The sequence below is a fragment of the Serratia sp. BW106 genome, assembly GCF_002607755.1.
Lineage (GTDB): Bacteria > Pseudomonadota > Gammaproteobacteria > Enterobacterales > Enterobacteriaceae > Serratia > Serratia proteamaculans.
In genome coordinates, this window is the sequence record NZ_MCGS01000082.1 from 1 (window position 1) to 3,318 (window position 3,318).

3 protein-coding genes are annotated in these 3,318 nt (G+C 57.1%); 2 read left to right on the forward strand and 1 reads right to left on the reverse strand.

What is annotated here, in order from left to right; all coding sequences use genetic code 11:
• Positions 1 to 68: 68 nt before the first annotated feature.
• Positions 69 to 788, forward strand: a complete 720-nt coding sequence (gene phnR / locus BEI65_RS26620; protein ID WP_099065745.1) for a phosphonate utilization transcriptional regulator PhnR — start codon at positions 69 to 71, stop codon at positions 786 to 788.
• Between the two features lie 67 nt (positions 789 to 855).
• Here the strand turns inward: phnR and kdgR are convergent, their stop codons facing one another.
• On the reverse strand, positions 856 to 1,647 hold the full coding sequence (kdgR, locus tag BEI65_RS26625) for a DNA-binding transcriptional regulator KdgR (protein WP_085116425.1): 792 nt from the start codon (positions 1,645 to 1,647) through the stop codon (positions 856 to 858).
• 233 nt (positions 1,648 to 1,880) lie between these two features.
• Here kdgR and BEI65_RS26630 point away from each other — a divergent pair, with 233 nt between their 5' ends.
• Complete coding sequence (locus BEI65_RS26630) at positions 1,881 to 3,275, forward strand: MFS transporter (RefSeq protein WP_099065746.1); 1,395 nt, start codon at positions 1,881 to 1,883, stop codon at positions 3,273 to 3,275.
• Positions 3,276 to 3,318: the final 43 nt, after the last annotated feature.

Here is a 3,318-nt window from a genome sequence, read left to right on the forward strand (position 1 = left end):
TTTAGGGCGGGGAGCAGTCAACTGCGCATGTATAATGGGCGCGTGCCGAAATGCCATAGCGAGATGAGATGAAACCACATCAGGGCGAGATGCCCCACTACCTGCAAATCAAGGATCAGTTACAGGCACGCATCACCCAGGGTGCGCTGCAGGCGGGTGACAAGCTGCCTTCTGAGCGTGAGCTGTGCGCCATTTATTCCACCACCCGCGTGACGGTCCGTGAAAGCCTGGCACAGCTGGAAGCCACCGGTGCCATTTATCGCGCCGACCGCCGGGGCTGGTTTGTGACACCGGAACGGCTGTGGCTGGATCCAACACAGAACACCAACTTTCACCGATTGTGTCTGGAGCAGGGACGCACGCCGCGTACCGAATTGTTATCCGCTGAAAAAACCACGGTGCCGCTCGACGTGATACAGCCGCTGGCCCTGGAGCCGTTTGATCAAATCTATCTGCTGCGCCGCGTACGCCATGCCGACGGGCGGGCGATTTGCTACTGCGAAAACCACTGCCTGCCACAACGGGTACCGGGCCTGCTCAAGCAGGATCTCAACGGCAGCCTGACCGAGATTTATCAGCAACACTACGCGCTGATCTACCGCAAAATGCACCTGTCGTTTTACCCAACCGCCTTGCCCTACCACGCCGCTAGTGCTCTGGGTGCCATGGTTGGCTTGCCTGCACTGCTGCTGCGCCGGCTGAATTACGATCAGCATGGTCACATTCTCGACTTTGATATCGAGTACTGGCGCCACGACAGCCTGCGCATTGAAGTGGATACGCTGTAGCTCTTGGTATAGACCAAAAAAGGCGCAGCCTGTGTATGGCAACGCCTTTAAATGGCTAGAGATGGGCTCAGAATGGGTAGTGGTGGTAGCCCATTTGCTCAGAAATGTTGCGCGCAGCGGTATGCAGACGTTTGACGTAATCCGCTCTGGCGTCTTCAGAATAACGAATGGAGGGGAAAGAAATGCTCAGGCCGGCGGTCACCACGCCGAAACGGTCAAACACCGGCACCGCGATACAGCGCAACCCTTCCTCCTGCTCCTCTATATCTTCACCCACTCCCTGCTCACGCACCTGATCCAACAGCGATAACAGCGCCGCGGCATCGGTCAGGGTGTTCGGGGTGCTGCGGGTAAACTCAATTTGCGACAGGATTTTTTCCACTTCAGCCCGGTCACGCCAGGCCAACAGCACTTTACCGATCGCGGTACTGTGCAACGGGTTACGACGGCCGATGCGCGAATACATGCGCAGGTTATACATGGCATCAATTTTATGGATATAGACAATGCTGTCTTCATCCAGCGCCCCGAGGTGAATAGCTTCGCGGGTATGATTCGACAGTTCGCGCATTTGGATATCGGCGCTGCGGATCAGATCGACACTCTGCAGCGACTTGGCACCCAGTTCAAACAGCTTGAGCGTGAGCGCATATTTTTCCGACTCACCCTCCTGCGACACATAGCCCAATGACTTCATGGTCTGCAGAAACCGGTAGACGGTGCTTTTGGACATCATCACCCGCTGGGAAAGCTCAGTAATGCCGATCTCACGTTCCTCGCCCAACGCCTGCAAGATACCGAATACTTTCAGCACGGACGAAACCGCATCCGGTTGTTTATCTGAATCTGCGTTAACCATAGTCAATATCCTACCCGGCATTTTCTGTTTTAAGAAATTTAAACAAGGGTTTCAGTATACGCGGTACCTCAAAGGCCACGCAATCTGCCCCAGGGATAAATGCCTGAGGAAGAACGCCTTGGGCGCAGTATTCTCATCGGTTATTACAATTGCGCGGGAAACGGTGGATGCAATCGCAGACGAATATGATTAGCATGTTAATACTCCCCCGGATTAATACCTTCGAGATCAACATGCGTTCTTGTACTGACGGCCTGCCCGTCCCGCAACGCTATGGGGCAATCCTCGCCATTGCCCTGGGCATTACCGTTTCAGTGCTGGACGGCGCGATTGCCAACGTGGCCCTGCCGACCATCGCCCGCGATCTGAACGCCAGCCCGGCCAGTTCCATCTGGGTGGTTAACGCCTACCAGTTGGCCATCACCATTTCACTGCTGTCACTGGCCTCGCTGGGCGACCTGATTGGCTATCGCCGTATCTATCAGGCCGGCCTGTTGGTATTTAGCATTACCTCGCTGTTCTGCGCCCTGTCCGACTCGTTGACAACGCTGACCATCGCCCGCGTGCTGCAAGGCTTTGGCGCAGCCGCCATCATGAGCGTTAACACCGCCCTGATCCGCATTATCTATCCGCAGCGTTTTCTCGGCCGCGGCATGGGCATTAACTCACTGATTGTCGCCTTTTCCTCGGCCGCCGGCCCCACGGTAGCGGCGGCGATCCTGTCGGTCGCTTCCTGGCAATGGCTGTTCGCCATCAATCTGCCGATTGGTATCGTCGCATTGTTATTGGGAATGAAGTACCTGCCCGGCAATAGCCAGAAAAGCTCCAATCAACGCTTTGATCCGACCAGCGCCGTGATGAACGCCCTGACCTTCGGACTGTTGATCACCGCCATCAGCGGCTTCGCTCAGGGCCAAAGCCTGACGCTGATTTTCGGCGAAATCGCTGCGCTGCTGGTGATTGGCTTCTTCTTTGTCCGTCGCCAGTTGCGTCAGGAGTTCCCATTGCTGCCGGTAGACCTGCTGCGCATCCCGATTTTCGCCCTGTCGATGGGCACCTCCGTTTGTTCATTCGCCGCGCAGATGCTGGCCATGGTGTCGCTGCCGTTCTTCCTGCAAAGCACGCTGGGCCGTGATGAGGTCGCCACCGGCTTGCTGCTGACCCCCTGGCCTTTGGCGATTATCGTCATGGCGCCGCTGGCAGGACGACTGGTGGAGCGCATCCATGCCGGTTTGTTGGGCTGTATCGGCCTGGCGGTATTTGCACTGGGGCTGTTCCTGCTGGCGCTGCTGCCGCATAACCCGTCGGATCTGGATATCATCTGGCGCATGGTGCTTTGCGGCGCGGGCTTTGGCTTGTTCCAGTCACCGAATAACCACACTATTATTTCCGCTGCCCCGCGTAACCGTAGCGGGGGTGCCAGCGGCATGCTGGGTACCGCACGGCTGTTGGGACAAACCTCCGGTGCCGCCTTGGTGGCATTGATGTTCAACCTGTTCCCCACCTCCGGCACCCATGCCTCGCTGATCCTGGCCGGCAGTTTTGCCACGCTGGCAGCGGTGGTCAGCAGCCTGCGCATTACCCAACCACGGGCACAACAGGTAGAAAGCAGCCGCCCCGCCAAATAGCAGGCATAAAAAAACCCCGGCAAGCCGCAATGCCGTTCACTTA